Origin of the sequence: Micromonospora sp. NPDC049230, assembly GCF_040647875.1 — a bacterium.
In the GTDB taxonomy this organism is placed as follows: Bacteria; Actinomycetota; Actinomycetes; order Mycobacteriales; family Micromonosporaceae; genus Micromonospora.
Genome location: NZ_JBEZCZ010000009.1, coordinates 86,535 through 103,728, shown reverse-complemented (window position 1 = coordinate 103,728; position 17,194 = coordinate 86,535). Strand labels below are relative to the sequence as shown.

Genomic DNA, 17,194 nt, shown 5'->3' with positions numbered 1-17,194 from the left:
GCCGCGGCTGCTCAGTCGAGGCAGAACTCGTTACCCTCGACGTCCTGCATCACGAGACACGACTCGTCGTCCTCGTCGGCGGTGAGCAGCCGCACGCGTGTCGCACCGAGCGCGACAAGTCGCGCGCATTCGGCCTCCAGTACGGCCAGCCGCTCATCGCCGACGAGGCCGGTGCCCACCCGTACGTCCAGGTGCAGCCGATTCTTGACGACCTTGCCCTCCGGAACGCGCTGGAAGTACCGGCGCGGCCCCACCCCGGTGGGATCAGCGCAGGCGAACGCCGAGCCCTGCTTCTCCGGTGGCCGCGCCCGATCGAAGTCGTCCCAGGTGGCGAAAACCCCTTCGGCGGCGGCGGCACGAGGTAACCCAACACCACACCAGAAACGGGCGACGCGCTCCGGCTCCGCGCAGTCGAAGGTGATCTGGACCTGCTCGACCGACGCCGTGCCTCCACCCCAGAGGGACGGCCTCGTCGTCCGCACCGACCCTGCCCGGCGTGATCCGGCAGACGGCCGCCCCGATGCCTGGCCGGTCACGACAGGATCTCGACGTACCCGTCGCTGCCGTGAACGCGGATCCGCTGCCCGTCGGCAATCAGTCGGGTGGCGTCCACCACGCTGACGACGGCCGGCAGTCCGTACTCCCGGGCGATCACCGCGCCGTGGGTCATCTGTCCGCCGACCTCCGTCACCAGGCCCGCGACGGCGACGAAGAGAGGCGTCCAGCTCGGGTCGGTGTGGGCCGTGACGAGGATGTCGCCCGGTTCGACACGAGCCTGGGCCAGGTCCAGGATGACGCGGGCACGTCCCTCGACGGTCCCGGCGGAGACCGGTTGGCCGATCAGCGCGCCGGCCGGCGCGTCGTCGCGCCGGTACGCCCCGGTGATGGCCTCGCCGTCCGAGGTCAGCACCCGGGGCGGCGTGAGCGCGTGGTACGACCGGAACTCGTCCCTGCGACGCTGGATCAGCGCGTCGTCCACCACCTGGTTCGTGCGCACGACGTCGTGCAACTCCTGGAACGTGAGGTAGAAGACGTCCTCCCGGTCCCGGAGCACGTTGGCCCGCACGAGGCGCTCGGCCTCTCGCATCAGGGCCTGCTTGTAGACGAAGTAGCGGCTGATGATGCCGTACTTCGGGTACTCCCGATAGCCGACGAAGGTCCGGACGCGGTCGATCATCCGCTTGGTCTCGTCGGCCTTCTGCTCACCGTCCGGCAGTGCCCGCAGGCGCGTCAACACCTCCTGCTCCTTCTTGCGCGCCTCCTGCCGCCCCTGCTCGAAGCGCCGCTGGGCGGCACCCGGCTCGAAGTTCGCGACGTTGTCGAGGAGCACCGGCACGAGCGTGGCGGGGCGTTCGCGCCACCGCGGCCTGGTGATGTCGATCTCGCCGACGCAGCGCATGCCGTACCGGTCGAGGTATGCCTCGATGGCGTCGCGCGCCTCGGGCCCGCCCGCGAGCTTCGGCAGCTCGTCCAGGAAGCCGTCGTCCTGGACGCCCCGCAGGAACGCCACCACCTCCGGATGCGGACGGATCACGTCCGCGACGTCGAGCAGCGCGAGCCCCATCTCCGACGTGACGTTGCCGGGGGCGGACAGCGTGAGGATGTCTGCGGCGTTCCTCTCGCCCAACCACTCCCCCAGCCGGTCGTTGAGCCACCAGGTGGCCTCCATCCCCGCCATGATCGCCTGCATGCTCAACGGATCGCCGAGGTCGCGCTTGTGCTCGGCGAAGGCCTTCAGCAGGAAGTCGAACAGCGCCGGGCCACTCAACGCCGCGATGTCGTGCCGCAGGGCGGCGATGGCCGCGGCGCTGCGCTCGACCAGTTGGGTGACGATGGCCGGATCGGTTTCGATCGGGGCGGACGCACCGCGAGACGGCGGGCCGGCGGGACCGCTGTTCGCGAGCGCCGCGACGAAGTCGGGGCGCTCCAGGACCGTCTCCAGCGCGTCCCTGGTCAGCGGGTCGGTCCGATCCGCCATCTTCAGAAAGCCGGCCCGGCTCGCGGGCGAGGACAGGATCCGGGTGGCGTCGACGAACAGTCTCCCGCCGGCCTCAAGCATCGGCGCCATGGCCGTCAGCTGCCACATGGAGAGCCCCAGCGGCCTCATGGGGTCGGTCATCATCTGCTGGTGACCGACGGAGAGGTAGACGTGGTTCTCCGTGTCGCGGACGGTGGGGATGGGGAAGAGCGTGGTGATCGGCCGGCTCTGCACGATCTGGAAATCATCGTCGACCAGGCACCATTCGATGTCCTGTGGCCTACCGAAATGCGCCTCGATCCGTCGCCCGAGCCGCACGAGTCGCACGACCTGCGCATCAGTGAGCGCCGGCTGCTCCTGCCGCTGTGGATCGACACTCACCTCCCGCGTCCCGCCGGCCGGCAGGGCGTGCACGGCGACCCGCTTGGCGGCGACCGTCCTGGCGATGACCGCACCGTCGCGCACCCTGATCACGTCAGGGTTCACCCGGCCGGAGACCAGGGCCTCGCCGAGGCCGAAGCTCGCGTCCACTGTGGCGATCTTCCGGTTGCCGGTGACGGGATCGGCCGTGAACAGGACTCCGGCCGACTGCGGGAAGACCATCTGCTGTACGACCACGGCCATGCCGACCCTGCGGTGGTCGAAGCCGTTGCGCAGGCGGTAGGTCACGGCCCGTTCGGTGAACAGCGACGCCCAGCACCGACTGACGTGCGCGAGGATCGCCGCCGGGCCCAGGACGTTCAGGTAGGTGTCCTGTTGACCGGCGAAGGAGGCGGTCGGCATGTCCTCTGCCGTCGCGCTGGATCGCACGGCGTAGGCGGATCGCTCGCCGAGCACGGCGAGCGGACGGGTGACCGCCGCGGCGAGATCGCCGGGGATGGGGGTCCCCTCGATGCTCCGGCGGACCTCCGCGCTGAGCGCACGGATCGCCTCCCGGTCATCCGGGCTCAGGCGCGACAGCCGATCGAGCGGATCGTCGATCGCCGGTGCGTCCGCCAGGATCCGCCGGAAGGCGGCGGTCGTCACGCAGAAGCCAGCCGGCACGCTGATGCCGTCGATCCGGGACAGCCCGCCCAGGTTCGCGGCCTTGCCGCCGACGAGCGCCACCTGGGACTCGTCAACCTCGCGAAGATCCAACACGTACTGCTCGATCATTGCCCCACCTCCCGGGTAGCCGTGGCCGCGGTCGCGGACAGCCGCACCGCCACTTTCATCCGCGGATCGCGGTGGCCGCGTCCCCCGTACAACGAACACACACCCACGTCGGGCCCCCGTTTTCTGTGTCGACGCCGCGTTCGGCCGCCGATTCTGCGGCATGACCCGGGCCTTGCCGCAAGCCCCCCGGTGCGGTATAAGTTAGAAGTGGCAGGGAGTCTGATCTCCTTGCCTTTTGCTTTTGCCCCCCGACGACCCGCAGCGGGGCCGGCCGTCGTGCGCCGGTGACGCGCCGCGGGGTACGACGAGAAGGGGCACCTGCCTGTGCTGCTGAGTTGGCTGCTCGCGTCGACCGACGAGCACCCGGATGCGATCCGGATCGACGACCGGGCGACGTCGTGGGTGGAGTTGCGGCGGCTCGCCGGCGCGGTGGCCGACGACCTGCGCGGTGTGGAGCGTGTCGCCATCGACGCGACCGCCAGCCTGCACACAGTGGTCGGCGTCGTCGGCGCGCTGCTGGCCGGATCGGCGGTGATCCCGGTGCCACCGGACGCCGGCCCGATGGAACGGGAGCACATCCTGCGCGACTCGGCGCCCGGTGCGATGCTCGTGCCGGCCGACGCGGAGCGCCGCGAGGCATCCGACGGGCTGCCGACGATTCCGGTCGACCTGGCGCGACGATCGGACACCAGCCACCCGGAGCCGGATCCGGCCGGCATCGCGCTGATCCTCTACACCAGCGGCACCACCGGCGCGCCGAAGGGCGTGACGATCTCCCGACGCGCCATCGCCGCCTGCCTCGACGGGCTCGCCGCGGCCTGGCAGTGGACGCCGGACGACCTGCTCGTGCACGGCCTGCCGCTGTTCCACGTACACGGGCTGGTGCTCGGGGTGCTCGGCCCCCTGCGCGTGGGCAGCCGGCTGCACCACGTGGGCCAACCCCGCCCCCAGCGGTACGCGGCGGCGGCCGGCTCCCTCTATTTCGGCGTCCCCACCATCTGGTCCCGGATCGCCGCCGACGAGACCTCGGCCCGGGCCCTGCGCGCCGCGCGGCTGCTGGTGTCGGGCAGCGCGGCTCTGCCCGCGACCGTCTTCGCCGACCTGACCCGGCTCACCGGCCACCAGATCGTCGAACGCTACGGGATGACCGAAACGTTGATCACGGTGAGCGCCACCGCCGACGGCCCCCGCCGCCCGGGCGCCGTCGGTGTGCCGTTGCCGGGGGTACGCACCCGGGTCGTCGACGAGCAGGGCCGCTCGATGCCCACCGACGGGGTCGCGATGGGCGAGCTTGAGGTGTGCGGCCCGACCCTCTTCGACGGATACCTGAACCGGCCCGACGCGGACGCGGCCACCCGCACCACGGACGGGTGGTTCCGCACCGGTGACGTGGCCACGATCGGCCCGGACGGCTGGCATCGCATCGTCGGCCGGGCAGCCACCGACCTGATCAAGAGCGGCGGTTACCGGATCGGCGCCGGGGAGGTGGAGGACGCGCTGCTGGCGCATCCCGGCGTCCGGGAGGCCGCGGTGGTGGGGACTCCCCACCCTGACCTCGGCCAACAGGTGACGGCGTACGTCGTTGGTGACGCGCTCGACGAGGCGGATCTGATCGAGTTCGTGGCCCGCCAGTTGTCGACACACAAGCGTCCCCGGCAGGTGCGGCTTGTCGAGGCCCTGCCGCGAAACGCTCTGGGCAAGGTGCAGAAGAGCCGACTCCGGGCGGACTGATCCCCCCACCGGCCGCCGTGAGATCGAGGCGTTCCCGGCCGAAAAGTGGGAACGCCGACTCGCGGACCTCGCGCGGACGACCGCGGGTGCCACCGGCGACCAGGGAGAGCACCATGAACGAGTTGACCGTTCGCGCCATCGGCGGGCCGACGGCCGTCCTCGACTACGCGGGCTCGCGCGTCGTGTTGGATCCGACCTTCGACGATCCGCAGACGTACCACTACGGCACTGTCACCGCGACCAAGCTGGTCGGTCCGAGCGTCTCGCCCGAGGACCTCGGTCAGGTCGACCTGGTGCTCGTGTCGCACGAGCACCACCTCGACAATCTCGACATCTCCGGGCGGGAGTACGCGCGGCAGGCCCGGCGGGTGCTCACCACGGCGGCGGGCGCACCGAAGCTCGGCCCCGGTGCGGTCGGTCTTCGACCGTTCGCGCACGCCGACGTCGGCGACCTGCGGGTCACCGCGGTGCCGGCGCTGCACGGTACGCCGGAGATCGGTGTGGTCAACGGGCCGGTGATCGGGTTCGTGCTGGAGGCCGGTGGCTGGCCGACGGTCTACGTCAGCGGTGACAACGCGTCGGTGGACGTCGTGGCGGTGATCGCGGAGCGGTTCCCGGCGATCGAGATCGCGATCCTCAACCTGGGCGCTGCCTACATCGCGGCACGCGGCGATGGGTTCCTCACCCTGACGGCGGAGCTGGCGGCACGCGCGGCGGCCCTGCTCGGCGTCCGGGCGGTGGTCCCGGTCCACCAGCACGGCTGGGCGCACTACACCCAGGACGCCGACGACGTCGAGCGCGCCTTCACGGAGGCGGGCCTGGGACACCTGCTCGTCGACCTGCGCCCCGGCGACTCGGCGACCATCTGAGCTTCGGCGCGGGCGACCGCCGCTCACGGGCAACCCCGTGAGCGGCGGTTCCTTCTCGTCACTCGGTTCGCAGCGCCACAGCGACCCGGGTCCTCGCCGCCCAGCCGGCCGGCAGCAGGGCGCCGACCACGGCGATGACCAGCCCGCCGAGACCGAGGAGCAGCAGGTCGACCGAGCCGTACACGTCCAGCACCGCGTCCGGCAGGCGGAAGCCCACGCTGCTCGCCATCTCGGTGATGACAGTGCGTTGCAGCAGCATGCCGACCCCCGCGCCGGCCGCGCCGCCGACCAGGCCGGTGACCACGACCGAGGCGATGACCATCGCCGTGGTCTGCCGGGGTGTCATCCCGAGCGCCTTGTGCACGCCCAGGTCGTGGACGCGTTCCCGGGTCTCCAGGACCACCGTGTTCAGCACGCCGAGGCCGGCGACGACCATCAGCAGGAGGCTGAGCAGCCCGGTCAGCGCGTTGATGATGATGATCATCTCGTCGGGCTCGTGACTGAGGCCGTCGGCCACCGCGCCGAGCGGGTCCAGGGTCACCGTCAACGCCGTGGCGTACGCCCTGGCGTCGGTGCCGGACTCCACAGTGACGTAGTACATCGACGGCGCCAGCTCCGGCTCGGCCGCCCGCAGGGTGGCGACGTCGGTGACGACCTGCATGCCGTCGTCGTCGGTGTTGAACGCCTCACCGACGATCGTGACGGGGATGTCGACGCCCTTGTCGGTCAGCACGATGCGGTCACCGACCCCTTTTCCGGCCGCCGTGAGGAACGGCGTCGAGACGACGATCTGCGCCGGGCCGGTCAGCCAGGTCCCCGACACCATCCGGTAGTAGCGCGCCGCGTCCGGCCCGGTGACCGCGACCGCCTCCAGCTCGCCGGTGATCCCCCCGGCGGTGATCTCGCTGTGGGCCATGCCCAGGTACCCGTCGGTGCCCGCCTGGTCGGCGATCGCCCGCTCGATCGCCGCCGGGTCGGCGAACGGCCGCGGCTGCACCGGACCCGGTCGCGGTCCCGGCCCCGGCGGTTGCCCCGCACCCGGCGGCGGGCCGCCCGGCGGCATCCGGTGCGGCTGCCCGACCTGGACGTCGGCGATGTCCTCGACCTCCTGGATCCGGTTCAGCGACGTACCGAGACCGACCGCGAAGGTGACAGCCGCCGCGCCGAACGCGATCGCGGCGACGACGCTCACCGCTCGTACCGGTCGGGCGAAGGGGTGGGCCAGGCCGAGCGTCACCGGTCGGGAGACGGGCAGCCGGCTGGTCAGGCGGGCCGCCCACCGACCGCGGCCGGGCCGGGGAGTACGCCCGACGGCGAGCGCGTCGACGCTGCGCAACCGGCCCGCCCGGGCCGCGGCGGCCAGGGCGGTCACCGCCACGAGGGTGAGCGCGCCGCCGGCCACGACCGCGTCGACCCAGAGCGCGACCCCGTTGTCGGCCGTACCGTAGATCCGATCGGTCTGGGCGAGGATCGGCACGGTCAGGAGGTTGCCGGCGACCACACCGAGCGCCGCACCGACAGTGGCGGGGATGAGCGCCTGCCCCACGTACGCCCGGACCACCTGGGTCGGCGTGAAGCCGAGCGCCTTGAGGATGCCGATCCGGCGGGTGGCGGTGGAGACCGCGCCGGCGATGACGTTGCCGATGATCAGCACCGCCATGACCACACCCAGCATGCCGAAGGCGATCAGGAACGGCACCAGCAGAACTGTCTCGCCGGTCGCCTCCCGGCGGACGTCGAGCCACGACACGGCGCTGTCGAGCGCGCCGGCGGGGACGGACGCCTGTACCGCGGTCCGACCGGCCTGGACCTGGGCGGCGGTGCCGGCCTCGGTGAGGCGGTAGAGCATCTGGTAGGCGCGGGGGCCGTCGGGGCCGGTCCAGGCCGCGAGCTGCGCCGGGGTGGTCCAGGCGTCGGCGGTCTGACTTACCGACCGGGCCAGACCGACGACTGTCACCGACGGGCTGCCCGGCGCGTCGGACACCGTCCACCGCTGGCCGAGCGCCTGCGGTGGAAAGCGCAGGTGCTCCCCCGTGGCCAGCACGATCTCCCCCGGGCCGGTCGCCCACCGGCCGTCGACGACGTCGACCCGGTCGACCGCGCCGCCCGGGTCGGCACGCCCGACGACGGTCAGCGGCGGCATCGGGTTACCCGTCGGGCTGGTCAGGTTCAGCTCCGCGGTCGGGAACGGGCCCGCCGACCCGGCGACCCCGGCGGCGCTCGCGGAGACGGCGACCTGCGCCTCGGTGACCGCGTCCGCGTCGAACTGGGCGGCGAGGTGGGCGCCCTGCTGCTGGCCGAAGGCCCGGTCGAAGGGTCCCCGGGAGGCCACCATCAGCGAACCGCCGAGGACGGCCGAGGTCACCGCGATCATCACGACCAGACCGATCACCACAGTCTGTACGCGTCGCCGCCCGACCCCGGCGCGGACGACCCGAGCCAGCGCGCTCATCGGGCCCGCTCCAGGGCGGAGTCGGCGGCGATCTGTCCGTCCAGGAGCGCGACGGTCCGGGTCGCGCACCGCTCGGCGAGAACCAGGTCGTGGGTGACCACGACGATGGTCTGGCCGTCGGCGTGCAGCTCGGTCAGCAGCCGCATGACCTCCTCGCCGGAGGCGGTGTCCAGCGCCCCGGTCGGCTCGTCGGCCAGCAGCAGCGGCGGCCTGTTCATCAGTGCGCGGGCGACGGCGACCCGCTGCCGTTCACCGCCGGAGAGCCGCCCGGGGTACGCGCCGGCGTGTCGGTCGACGCCGAGCCGGCCGAGCAGCTCGGCCGCCCGCCGCTGGGCGGTGCCACGGCCCATCCCGGCCAGCTGTGCCGGCAGCATGACGTTGTCGGCGACGGTCAGGTCGTCGAGGAGGTTGAAGAACTGGAACACCAGGCCGATCCGGGCCCTCCGGTATCGGGCGGAGGCCGCCTCGCCGAGCTGGTCCACCCGCACCCCGTCGACGGTGACAGTGCCGGTGCTCGGCCGGTCCAGCCCGGCCACCAGGTTCAGCATCGTCGACTTGCCGCTGCCGGACGGGCCGAGGATCGCCACCGCCTCGCCGGGCGCGACACTCAACGACACCGCACGCAGCGCCGGTGGCCCTTCGTCGTACCGGCGTGTCACCTCGTGCAACTCGATAAGCGGTGCGGTCATGTCCCCGTCTCCTCAGGTGGTCGTGAGCTGGCGAGGCTGACGCTAGGGGCGGGGACGAGTCGGACACATCGGCAGCGGGAGGCATCTTCGGTACCGCGTCGGGATGAGCGGTGGCGGCGTCATCCCTGCGAGGTAGGCGTGCGATGTAGCGACACCGCTCGCCAGGCGGATAGGCATCGGCGCGGTCGGCACCGAGAATGAACCGATGACGGGGCGTGCGATGGTGAACCGGCTGTGGTCGTACCTCCGGTCCCTGGCTCGTCCGGTCGGCCAGCTGCCGCCGTTGTCGCGCCGGGGGCAGCTGTTCGACGCGCTGTTGGCGCTCGGGCTCGGTCTCCTCGCGATCCAGGCGGGTACGGGTGACGCGGACGGGCCGAGGCCGTACCGGGTCGAGTTCGATCGGGGTGAGGTCTGGCGGGGTGGTCCGCCGGTGCCACCCGACCCGGTGTGGCCACCCTTCCTGCCGGTCGAGGACGACGGCACCGACTGGACGGCGGCGCTGCTCCTGCTCGTCGTGCTTCCGTTGGTGTTCCGCCGCCGGTACCCGTTGGGGACGCTCTGGGTGGTGCTGGCGAGCGCCGGGCTGGTCGACGACAATCCGGCCGCGCTGCGGCTGTCCTTCTTCGCCTGCGTGGTGGCCGGCTACAGCGCCGCTGTCTTCAGCCCGTACAAGATCGTGGCGTTGGCCAGCCTGCCGGCGGCCGCGTTCCTGCACGCCGGGTTGCAGTCGGACGCCAGCTCGGTGTCCGACAGCGCCGTGCCGTTCCTGATCCTGCTGCCGATCGCGGTGGCGGCCGACGGGCTACGCCGGTGGAAGGAGCACGCCGACGAGGGCCGGGCGCGGATGGTGGCCATGGAGCACGAGCAGGTCGAGGCGCTGCGCCGGGCGACGGAGGTCGAACGGGCCCGGATCGCCCGGGAGCTGCACGACGTGGTGACCCACAACGTGAGCGTGATGGTGATCCAGGCCGGCGCGGCCCGCAAGGTGATGGAGTCCAGACCCGAGGACGCCCGGGCGGCGCTGCTCGCTGTCGAAGCCGGCGGCCGGGCGGCGATGACCGAGCTGCGGCACGTGATGGGTCTGCTCACCATGGACGACGACGTTCTCGGGCAGGAGGGCGGTACCGAGCTGACGCCGCAGCCCGGCCTCGACGGGCTGGACGCGCTGGTGCAGCGGGTACGCGACTCCGGGGTCGCTGTCGAACTCGTCGTAGGCGGGCAGCGGGGGCCACTGCCGTCGGGCGTCGAGCTGACCGTCTACCGGCTGGTGCAGGAGGCGTTGACGAACGCCGTCAGACACGCCGCCGGCGCATCCGTCCGCGTGCTCGTCGAGTACGGCGGGGAGCACCTGCGCGTCGAGGTCACCGACACCGGCGGCCGAGCCGGCGTGACCACCGGCACCGGACGGGGGCTGATCGGTCTGCGCGAGCGGCTCGCGGTCTACGGTGGCACGCTCGCAGCGGGTCCACGACTCACCGGCGGGTACCGTGTCCAGGCCCTGATCCCGATGGAGAATGTCGTGGTCGACGGCGTCGCGGGCGACGACCGGACGGGCGCACCGTTGGGGGGCGAGGCATGACCGCACCACTGCGGGTGGTGGTCGCTGACGACCAGGCGTTGGTCCGGGCCGGGTTCCGGATGATCCTGACCGCCGACGGGATCGACGTGGTCGCCGAGGCGACGACCGGGGTCGAGGCGGTCGACGCGGTCCACCGGCACCGACCCGACGTGGTCCTGATGGACATCCGGATGCCCGACCTGGACGGTCTCGCGGCCGCCCGCCAGATCCTCGCCGGCGTTGGCGAGGCGCCACGCGTCATCATGCTCACGACCTTCGACCTGGACCAGTACGTGTACGCGGCACTGACCGCGGGAGCCAGCGGCTTCCTCCTCAAGGACGTCACCCCGGAGCATCTGGTGGGCGCGGTCCGGCTGGTCCGCTCCGGCGACGCGCTGCTGGCGCCGACGATCACCCGGCGGCTGGTGCAACGGTTCGCCCAGCGCGACACCGACCCACCGACCACCCACCGGGACCTGTCCGCCCTGACCCCGCGTGAGCTGGAGGTGCTGGGCCTGCTGGCCCACGGCCTGAGCAACGCCGAGCTCGCCGGCCGCCTGCACCTGTCGGAGGCGACAGTGAAGACGCACGTCGCCCGGATCCTGGCCAAGCTGGGCCTGCGCGACCGGGTCCAGGCCGTCGTCGTCGCGTACCGGACCGGCCTGGTCGCCCCCTGACCGCGGTCCGGCCCGAAATCCGGCGACGGCGGTGGCCACCCCCGCGACAATGGTTCGCATGGAGGAGGTCGAGGTCGTCGTCGCCCATCACGAGCGCGTCACCCTGCGCGTCGGTGCGGTGTTTCTGAAGATCGACGCCGATCAGCGGCGCACCGATGTCGAGGTCGCGGCGATGGCGATGGCACCGATCCCGACGCCGGAGGTGCTGTGGCGCAGGCCGCCCGTACTCGCGCTCGCCGCCCTGCCCGGCACGGCGCTCGGCCGGCTCGGCGAACCGTCGACCGCGTCGGCGGCGGCGTGGACGGCGGCGGGTGCCGCAGTACGGATGCTGCATGACGCGCCGTTGCCGCCCTGGCCCGGTCGAAGCGTCGACGAGATCGCCGCGCACCTCGACGGCGAGTGCGAGTTGCTCGTCAGGAACGGTGTCCTTCCCGCCGGTCTGGTCACCCGCAACCGCCGGATCGCCGAAGCCGCGCTCCGACCGTGGACACCGGTGTTCGCGCACGGCGACCTCCAGATCACCCACGTCTTCGTCGACGGGGACGAGGTGACCGGCGTGGTCGACTGGTCCGAGGCGAGCCAGGGCGATGCCCTGTACGACCTCGCCAGTCTGACGCTCGGGCACGAGGAGCACCTGGACGACGTCGTGGCCGGTTACGGCACCGACGTCGACCTGGACGTGATTCGCGCGTGGTGGTCCCTGCGCAGCCTGCGGGCGGTGCGGTGGCTTGTCGAACACGGCTTCGACCCCTCCGCGCCCGGCTGCGAGGTCGACGTGCTGAGAGCCCGGATGTGAGGCCGGCAGACCGGACAGTGCAGGTCATGCCCAGATCTCCTTGACACACGTCGATGTTAACGCCAACACTGTGACCGCAACCTGGGCGCAGCGGCACTGTCATGTTTCCCGGCCCGCTCGCTGTCCGTCCCCGCCGGGACGCCGCCCGGTTCGCCGTCGCTGCTCGGGCGTGCAACAGGTCGACGCCGACGCGTCGGCCGGCACCGCCGCCCTGCGCTCACCGACGGTGTCGGGCCATCCACTGCCAGATGTGGGTGCCGTTGAGGCTCGGGTCGTTGCGGGCCACGTAGATCCAGGACCAGTGGCCGGGGAACTGGTAGCCGTTCCAGACGACGTGGTCGTACAGGCTGATCAGCGATCCCGGGATGAGGTCGTGGGCGTGGATCGAGTTGGTCTCCGGTGGCACTGTGTCGTCGTCGCGCGAGGTGACCAGCCAGGTCGGGGTGTGGATCCTCGCCAGCTCCGCGTCGGTGATCAGCGGCGGGCCCTGCCCGTCGAGCGGCTCGACGACACCGCAGATCGGCACCGACGCGGCGAACAGGTCGGGATAGGTGACTGTCATCTCCAGGGACATGTAGCCGCCGTTGCTGCAACCGACAACGTAGATGCGGTCGCTGTCGACGCGCTCGCGGCGGACCAGGTCCTGGATGATCTCGCGGATCAGCGGGGCGAAGCGGGGGCCGTCCTCCATCCAGTAGGAGGTGCTCTGCGGAGCGACGACGTACGCGCCGGAGAAGATCCGCTGCGCCTGCGCAGTGGCGAAGCCGAGCGCTCCCCGGTTGGCGCGCAGTGTGGTCTCGTTGTCGTAGTAGTCGTCGGGCAACGAGGCGCCCTCGCCGGCGCCGTGCAGCCAGACGATCAGCGGCCGCCGACCGTGCCGGGGCGAGTGGTCGGGGGAGAACAGCCGGTATTTCATGCCCGAGCCCGAGACGTGGTGGGTGAAGGCGTCCACCTCGGGGTTCGACAGTCGTCTCTGCACGAAGCGGGTGATGGTGACCGGCGAGCCGTGGCGTCGCGCGATCGGGGTGTTCTGCGTGATGGTGTAGGCGAGGTCCAGCCGGACGTTGCGGCCCTTGCTCAGGATGTAGCCGAGGGTGCCACCGCCGGGTTGACCTTCGGCGTGGCTCAGCTCCAGCACGATGTTGCCGTGCCGGTCGAGGCGGGCCGCGGTCACCGTACGGTCCAGGTCGTACTCGCTGAAGATCTGGTCGCCGGGAGCGATCGGGAGCGGGCTGGTGGCCTTGGCGTGCACGCTGAACGTGCCGGGGGTCAGCCCGGCCGGATCGATCGGCCCGAGCCGGCGGGTGTCGAGGGTGACCGAGGTGACCTGCTCACCGCCGTCCAGTGTTGTCGCGTCGAGGGTGAAGCTCACTGTGGTGGGATGGCGGCCACCGGCGTGGGCGGCGAGGCCGGGCAGGGCCAGGCCGATGGCGGCACCGGCCCCACCGGCCAGAGCGGTGCGACGACTGACAGGCGTGGACATGCGGCCCCCGTACGTTGCGACGTAGACGTGCGTCGATGAGATCCCAACGTAACGCCGCCGTGATCCGCTGGCAACCGTCACCACCGGCGGGTGCTCGGCCGCGCCGCCGCGGCACGGGGTCGACCCGTTCGCACCTCCACCGCTATATTGAGTTCCATTATGGAACTTACCGCGTTCTGGCGCTGGTGGGTGGCCAGCACGACCAGCCACCTCGGCTCGGCGGTCGGCGGAGTGGCCCTGCCCCTGACCGCGCTTGTCGTGCTGGACGCGTCGGCGTTCGACATGGGTCTGATCACGGCGGCCGGCTACCTCGCGTACCTCCTGATCAGTCTGCCGGCGGGGGTGATCGTGCAGCGCGTGCCGCTGCGCGGCATGCAGGTCGCCCTGGATCTGGTCCGGGCCCTCGCCGTCGCGTCGGTCCCCCTGGCCTGGTGGTACGACGCCCTGACGGTGACCCACCTGATCGCGGTCGCCCTGGTCGTGAGCTTCGCCAACGTGCTGTTCGACGTGGCGAACCAGACCTTCCTGCCGGAGATCGTGCCGGCCGCCCAGTTGCAGGCGCGCAACAGTCTCAACTCCGGCACGCACGCCGCCACCCAGCTCGGCGGGCCGTCCCTGGGCGGGCTCGCGGTGCAACTGTTGGGTGCGGTGCCGACGCTGCTCGTGGACGCCGTCAGCTATCTGGTCTCCGCGGTGCTGCTGCGCACCCTGCCGGCCCGGCAGGTGCGGCAACCGGACCAGCGGCCACCGATGGTCACGATGATCCGCGAGGGCTGGCACTACGTGTTGCGACACCCGATCATCGGACCGGCCATGTGGGACGCGACGGCGACGAACTTCGTCAACGGCGCCATGCTCGCCCTCTTTCCGTTCTATCTGGTGCGCGAGCTGCACACATCGCCGCTCCTGGTCGGGCTGCTGCTCGCCGCCGACGGGTTGGGCACGCTCATCGGCGCAGCGCTGACCACCCGCTTCACCCATCGGGTCGGCACCGCACGCGGTCTGATCATCTCGGCCTTCGTCGGCGTGGCCGGCGCGCTCATCATCCCGCTGGGCACCGGCACCGCCGCCTACCTCGCCTTCGCCGTCGGGAACCTCGTCTTCGCCGGCTCCACAGTGGTGCTCAGCGTGACCACCCGCACCTACCGGATGCTCGCCAGCCCACCGGAGCTTCTGTCGCGGGTGATCGCCACTGTCAAGTTCGTCTCCTGGGGCGCCATTCCGCTTGGCGGCCTGCTCGCCGGCGTCCTGGCCGGGCCGCTCGGCGCCCGCACGACCCTGCTGATCTTCGGCGCGCTCACCGTGCTCTCCCCGATCATCTATCTGTCGACCCCGATCCGCCGGATGCGCGACCTGCCCCTCGACCCCGCCCCGGCACCCGCCGAAGCCCGGGTGTGATCCGCCGGCGCACGCGTCCAGGTCGGACGCGTGAGCCAACCACCCAGACATCGACAGAAGGTGTAGCCCGGGGATTCCCGGGGCAAGAACCCGCAGATGGAGGGAACGGCAGAACGCGCCGGGCAACCGCTCGGCAAGCGGCAGCCCACCGGTGAATCGGGCCGGGCCGGGCGTGCGGCGCAACTGTCGGTGGTCTCCGTCTGATGCGGCTGAGACACAGCCTTCCCGCGGCGGCGTTCGGGGCCGCGGCGCTCGGCGCGGCCCTGGGCGGCAACCCCGCCCACGCCGACACGCCGCTACCGTTGCCGACGAGCCTCCAGCCGGTGGAGGTCAGCACCTCGCCACCCACCATCACCGTGCGGGTGCCCGACCTCGTCGAGGTGCAACTGTCCGTCCCCCTGCCGTTGCCGACCGCACTCCCCCTGCCGTCGGTCGTCCACCTGCCGTCGGCCGTCCCCCTGCCGTCGGCCGTTCCTCTGCCGTCGGCCGTTCCTCTGCCGGTCGATCCCTCCACCGCCGTGCCGGCGCGGTCGGCCCGTCCGTCGCCGTCGTCATCGCCGCGGGCCACGCCCACACCGTCGAACCCGGCCTCCGTGGCGGCAGGCGCTGCCTCGCGACCGGCGCCGTCGACGCCCGTGCCGGCGACGATGTCCCGCGTCGTGCCCGGCACCTCCGCCGGCCGGACACCGGGTCGGGCACGGGGGCCGACGACGGCGGTCACCGGCGAGCCGCCCCCGCCACCCGCCCGTCCCGCGTCGGGGCCACCGGCGCTCGTGCTGGCCCTCGCGTCGGCTTCCACCGGTGCCAGCACCGGTGGCACCGATGCGCCCTCGTCGACAGCTGAGGCTTCGCCGCCCAGCGCGCCGCTGGGCCCAGGGCGCACCGTCACCGCCGTCGACAGGCGCGCTGCCGGTCGACCTGTGGAGCGGGGTCCCCCACCGCCACGGCAACTCCTGATCACCCACTCGCGTCCACGACGTTGATCAGGAGAGCGACATGGAGATAGCTGTCATCTGGATTCCCGCCCACATCGAGCCGGCGGAACCCGCCGTCGCGACGTGTCTTGCGCACCTTCGCCGACACTCGTACCGATTCGCGGGAATACTGCGGGCATCGTGGGAGACCGTCGAGCAGGCCATGATCGACGGGGAGGTGGACGTCGTGGTCATCGCCGACCATGCCCACCTACCGCCGGACCGGTCCCCCCGGATCGAGCTGGCCGCCGCGACCGGCGCCGACGGGGACCGAACGGTTTCCTACCCGAGGCTCGGCTGACACGACGAAGCGCCCCGTCCGGGTCGGACGGGGCGCTTCGTCGACTCTCGATCGAGCCGGATCGCCGAGGGCGGCACGGGCCGCGGCGGGACGATCAGGCCGCGACCGCCGCCCGGACGTCGTCGTCGGCGGCGCGCAGCCGGGCGGCGGCCTCCTCGGCGGTGCAGTTCGCGAGCAGCAGCACGATTGCCGTCTTGGCGTGCCCGTTCGCCGCCGCGAGCGCCCGCGCGGCGCTGTCGAGATCGGTGTCGGCGGCCTCGGCGACGATCCGCCGCGCCCGGTCGACGAGCTTCTCGTTCGTGGCGTTCATGTCCACCATCAGGTTGCCGTAGACCTTGCCGAGCCGGGCCATCGTGGCGGTCGAGAGCATGTTGCAGACGAGCTTCTCGGCGGTGCCGGCCTTAAGCCGGGTGGAGCCGGTGAGCACCTCGGGCCCGGTGGGCACCTCGATGGCGACGTCGGCGTACCGACTGATCACCGCGTCGGAGTTGCAGGCCACCGAGACTGTCGACGCGCCGAGCGCGCGGGCGTGCTCCAGCCCACCCACCACATAGGGCGTACGGCCACTGGCGGCGAGCCCGACCACAGTGTCGCGGGCGGTCAGGCCGACCGCGTCGAGGTCGGCGACGGCACGGTTCGGGTCGTCCTCGGCGCCCTCGACGGCGACACCGAAGGCTCGCGCTCCTCCGGCGAGCAGGCCGAGAACCCGGTCGGGCGACGTACCGAAGGTGGGTGGGATCTCGACGGCGTCGAGCATGCCGATCCGGCCGCTGGTGCCGGCACCGACATAGATCAACCGCCCGCCCTGGCGCAGCGATGCCACGACGACGTCGACGGCGGCCGCGATGTCCGGCACGGCCCGGCGGACCGCCTGGGCCACCGTCTGGTCCTCGTCGTTCATGGCGAGGAGCAGCTCGGTGGGGGACATCAGGTCGAGGTCGCTGGTCTTGTCGTTGCGGGTCTCGGTGCCGAGGGTGCTGAGGTCCACGGGGTTACTCGTTCCTCTCGCTGGTGTTCAGTCGCCGGTCGGACGACGGGCAGCGGCTCGTCGAGCGCCACGTCCGCGACACGCCGTTCCGACCGTGCCAGCCTGGACGGAACCGTGGGATATGGGCCGTTGCGCTGGGCCCCGT

At 72.0% G+C, this 17,194-nt stretch carries 14 protein-coding genes; 8 read left to right on the top strand and 6 right to left on the bottom strand.

The features are described 5' to 3' along the window. Positions 1-11 precede the first annotated feature (11 nt). On the bottom strand, positions 12-482 hold the full coding sequence (locus AB0A95_RS11150; protein ID WP_357555534.1) for a VOC family protein: 471 nt from the start codon (positions 480-482) through the stop codon (positions 12-14). Between the two features lie 50 nt (positions 483-532). Beyond that, positions 533-3,133: a rifamycin-inactivating phosphotransferase gene (gene rph / locus AB0A95_RS11145; protein WP_357555533.1), complete on the bottom strand. Its 2,601-nt coding sequence runs from the start codon at positions 3,131-3,133 to the stop codon at positions 533-535. Between the two features lie 318 nt (positions 3,134-3,451). Here rph and AB0A95_RS11140 point away from each other — a divergent pair, with 318 nt between their 5' ends. Together AB0A95_RS11140 and AB0A95_RS11135 are read left to right on the top strand one after the other, a co-directional pair. Continuing rightward, a complete protein-coding gene (locus AB0A95_RS11140; RefSeq protein ID WP_357555612.1) occupies positions 3,452-4,864 on the top strand; it encodes an acyl-CoA synthetase in 1,413 nt (470 codons plus the stop codon). A gap of 113 nt (positions 4,865-4,977) precedes the next feature. After that, positions 4,978-5,733, top strand: a complete 756-nt coding sequence (locus AB0A95_RS11135) for an MBL fold metallo-hydrolase (protein WP_357555532.1) — start codon at positions 4,978-4,980, stop codon at positions 5,731-5,733. Positions 5,734-5,791: 58 nt separating this feature from the next. Here the strand turns inward: AB0A95_RS11135 and AB0A95_RS11130 are convergent, their stop codons facing one another. Then, the gene (locus tag AB0A95_RS11130) at positions 5,792-8,185 is read right to left on the bottom strand and encodes an FtsX-like permease family protein (RefSeq protein ID WP_357555531.1); all 2,394 of its coding nucleotides are present in this window, start codon (positions 8,183-8,185) and stop codon (positions 5,792-5,794) included. After that, positions 8,182-8,874, bottom strand: a complete 693-nt coding sequence (locus tag AB0A95_RS11125; RefSeq protein WP_357555530.1) for an ABC transporter ATP-binding protein — start codon at positions 8,872-8,874, stop codon at positions 8,182-8,184. Before AB0A95_RS11125 ends, AB0A95_RS11130 begins: the two co-directional genes overlap by 4 nt. A gap of 205 nt (positions 8,875-9,079) precedes the next feature. On the opposite strand from AB0A95_RS11125, the gene AB0A95_RS11120 reads away from it, so the two are divergent. From AB0A95_RS11120 to AB0A95_RS11110, 3 genes are read left to right on the top strand one after another with little or no spacing between them, the layout of a single operon-like run. Further along, complete coding sequence (locus AB0A95_RS11120) at positions 9,080-10,453, top strand: histidine kinase (RefSeq protein ID WP_357555529.1); 1,374 nt, start codon at positions 9,080-9,082, stop codon at positions 10,451-10,453. After that, entirely contained in the window at positions 10,450-11,109 is a 660-nt protein-coding gene (locus AB0A95_RS11115) for a response regulator transcription factor (protein ID WP_357555528.1), read from the top strand. Before AB0A95_RS11120 ends, AB0A95_RS11115 begins: the two co-directional genes overlap by 4 nt. Positions 11,110-11,167: 58 nt before the next feature. Continuing rightward, positions 11,168-11,905 (top strand): phosphotransferase, encoded by a 738-nt coding sequence (locus AB0A95_RS11110; RefSeq protein WP_357555527.1) that lies wholly within the window; start codon positions 11,168-11,170, stop codon positions 11,903-11,905. A gap of 217 nt (positions 11,906-12,122) precedes the next feature. On the opposite strand, the gene AB0A95_RS11105 is transcribed toward AB0A95_RS11110, so the two are convergent. Continuing rightward, positions 12,123-13,388 carry a PHB depolymerase family esterase gene (locus AB0A95_RS11105; RefSeq protein WP_357555526.1) on the bottom strand — a complete coding sequence of 422 codons (1,266 nt, stop codon included), beginning with the start codon at positions 13,386-13,388 and terminating at the stop codon, positions 12,123-12,125. 159 nt (positions 13,389-13,547) lie between these two features. Between AB0A95_RS11105 and AB0A95_RS11100 the strand changes: the two genes are divergently transcribed. The 3 genes from AB0A95_RS11100 to AB0A95_RS11090 all read left to right on the top strand — a co-directional run bounded on the left by AB0A95_RS11100 (position 13,548) and on the right by AB0A95_RS11090 (position 16,061). Further along, positions 13,548-14,786, top strand: coding sequence for an MFS transporter (locus AB0A95_RS11100; protein ID WP_357555525.1), 1,239 nt, complete (start codon positions 13,548-13,550; stop codon positions 14,784-14,786). Positions 14,787-14,989: 203 nt separating this feature from the next. Beyond that, positions 14,990-15,769, top strand: coding sequence for a hypothetical protein (locus tag AB0A95_RS11095; RefSeq protein ID WP_357555524.1), 780 nt, complete (start codon positions 14,990-14,992; stop codon positions 15,767-15,769). A gap of 13 nt (positions 15,770-15,782) precedes the next feature. Continuing rightward, a complete protein-coding gene (locus AB0A95_RS11090) occupies positions 15,783-16,061 on the top strand; it encodes a hypothetical protein (RefSeq protein WP_357555523.1) in 279 nt (92 codons plus the stop codon). A gap of 94 nt (positions 16,062-16,155) precedes the next feature. On the opposite strand, the gene murQ is transcribed toward AB0A95_RS11090, so the two are convergent. Continuing rightward, positions 16,156-17,049 (bottom strand): N-acetylmuramic acid 6-phosphate etherase, encoded by an 894-nt coding sequence (gene murQ, locus AB0A95_RS11085; protein ID WP_357555522.1) that lies wholly within the window; start codon positions 17,047-17,049, stop codon positions 16,156-16,158. Positions 17,050-17,194 lie beyond the last annotated feature (145 nt).

Excerpts from the sequence above, each read along its gene's own strand:
- AB0A95_RS11130 (WP_357555531.1), bottom strand. The coding sequence starts at position 8,185 with ATGAGCGCGCTGGCTCGGGTCGTCCGCGCCGGGGTCGGGCGGCGACGC.
- AB0A95_RS11115 (WP_357555528.1), top strand. The coding sequence starts at position 10,450 with ATGACCGCACCACTGCGGGTGGTGGTCGCTGACGACCAGGCGTTGGTC.
- AB0A95_RS11120 (WP_357555529.1), top strand. The coding sequence starts at position 9,080 with ATGACGGGGCGTGCGATGGTGAACCGGCTGTGGTCGTACCTCCGGTCC.
- rph (WP_357555533.1), bottom strand. The coding sequence starts at position 3,133 with ATGATCGAGCAGTACGTGTTGGATCTTCGCGAGGTTGACGAGTCCCAG.
- AB0A95_RS11125 (WP_357555530.1), bottom strand. The coding sequence starts at position 8,874 with ATGACCGCACCGCTTATCGAGTTGCACGAGGTGACACGCCGGTACGAC.
- AB0A95_RS11095 (WP_357555524.1), top strand. The coding sequence starts at position 14,990 with ATGCGGCTGAGACACAGCCTTCCCGCGGCGGCGTTCGGGGCCGCGGCG.
- AB0A95_RS11135 (WP_357555532.1), top strand. The coding sequence starts at position 4,978 with ATGAACGAGTTGACCGTTCGCGCCATCGGCGGGCCGACGGCCGTCCTC.
- AB0A95_RS11110 (WP_357555527.1), top strand. The coding sequence starts at position 11,168 with ATGGAGGAGGTCGAGGTCGTCGTCGCCCATCACGAGCGCGTCACCCTG.
- AB0A95_RS11105 (WP_357555526.1), bottom strand. The coding sequence starts at position 13,388 with ATGTCCACGCCTGTCAGTCGTCGCACCGCTCTGGCCGGTGGGGCCGGT.
- AB0A95_RS11090 (WP_357555523.1), top strand. The coding sequence starts at position 15,783 with ATGGAGATAGCTGTCATCTGGATTCCCGCCCACATCGAGCCGGCGGAA.
- AB0A95_RS11100 (WP_357555525.1), top strand. The coding sequence starts at position 13,548 with ATGGAACTTACCGCGTTCTGGCGCTGGTGGGTGGCCAGCACGACCAGC.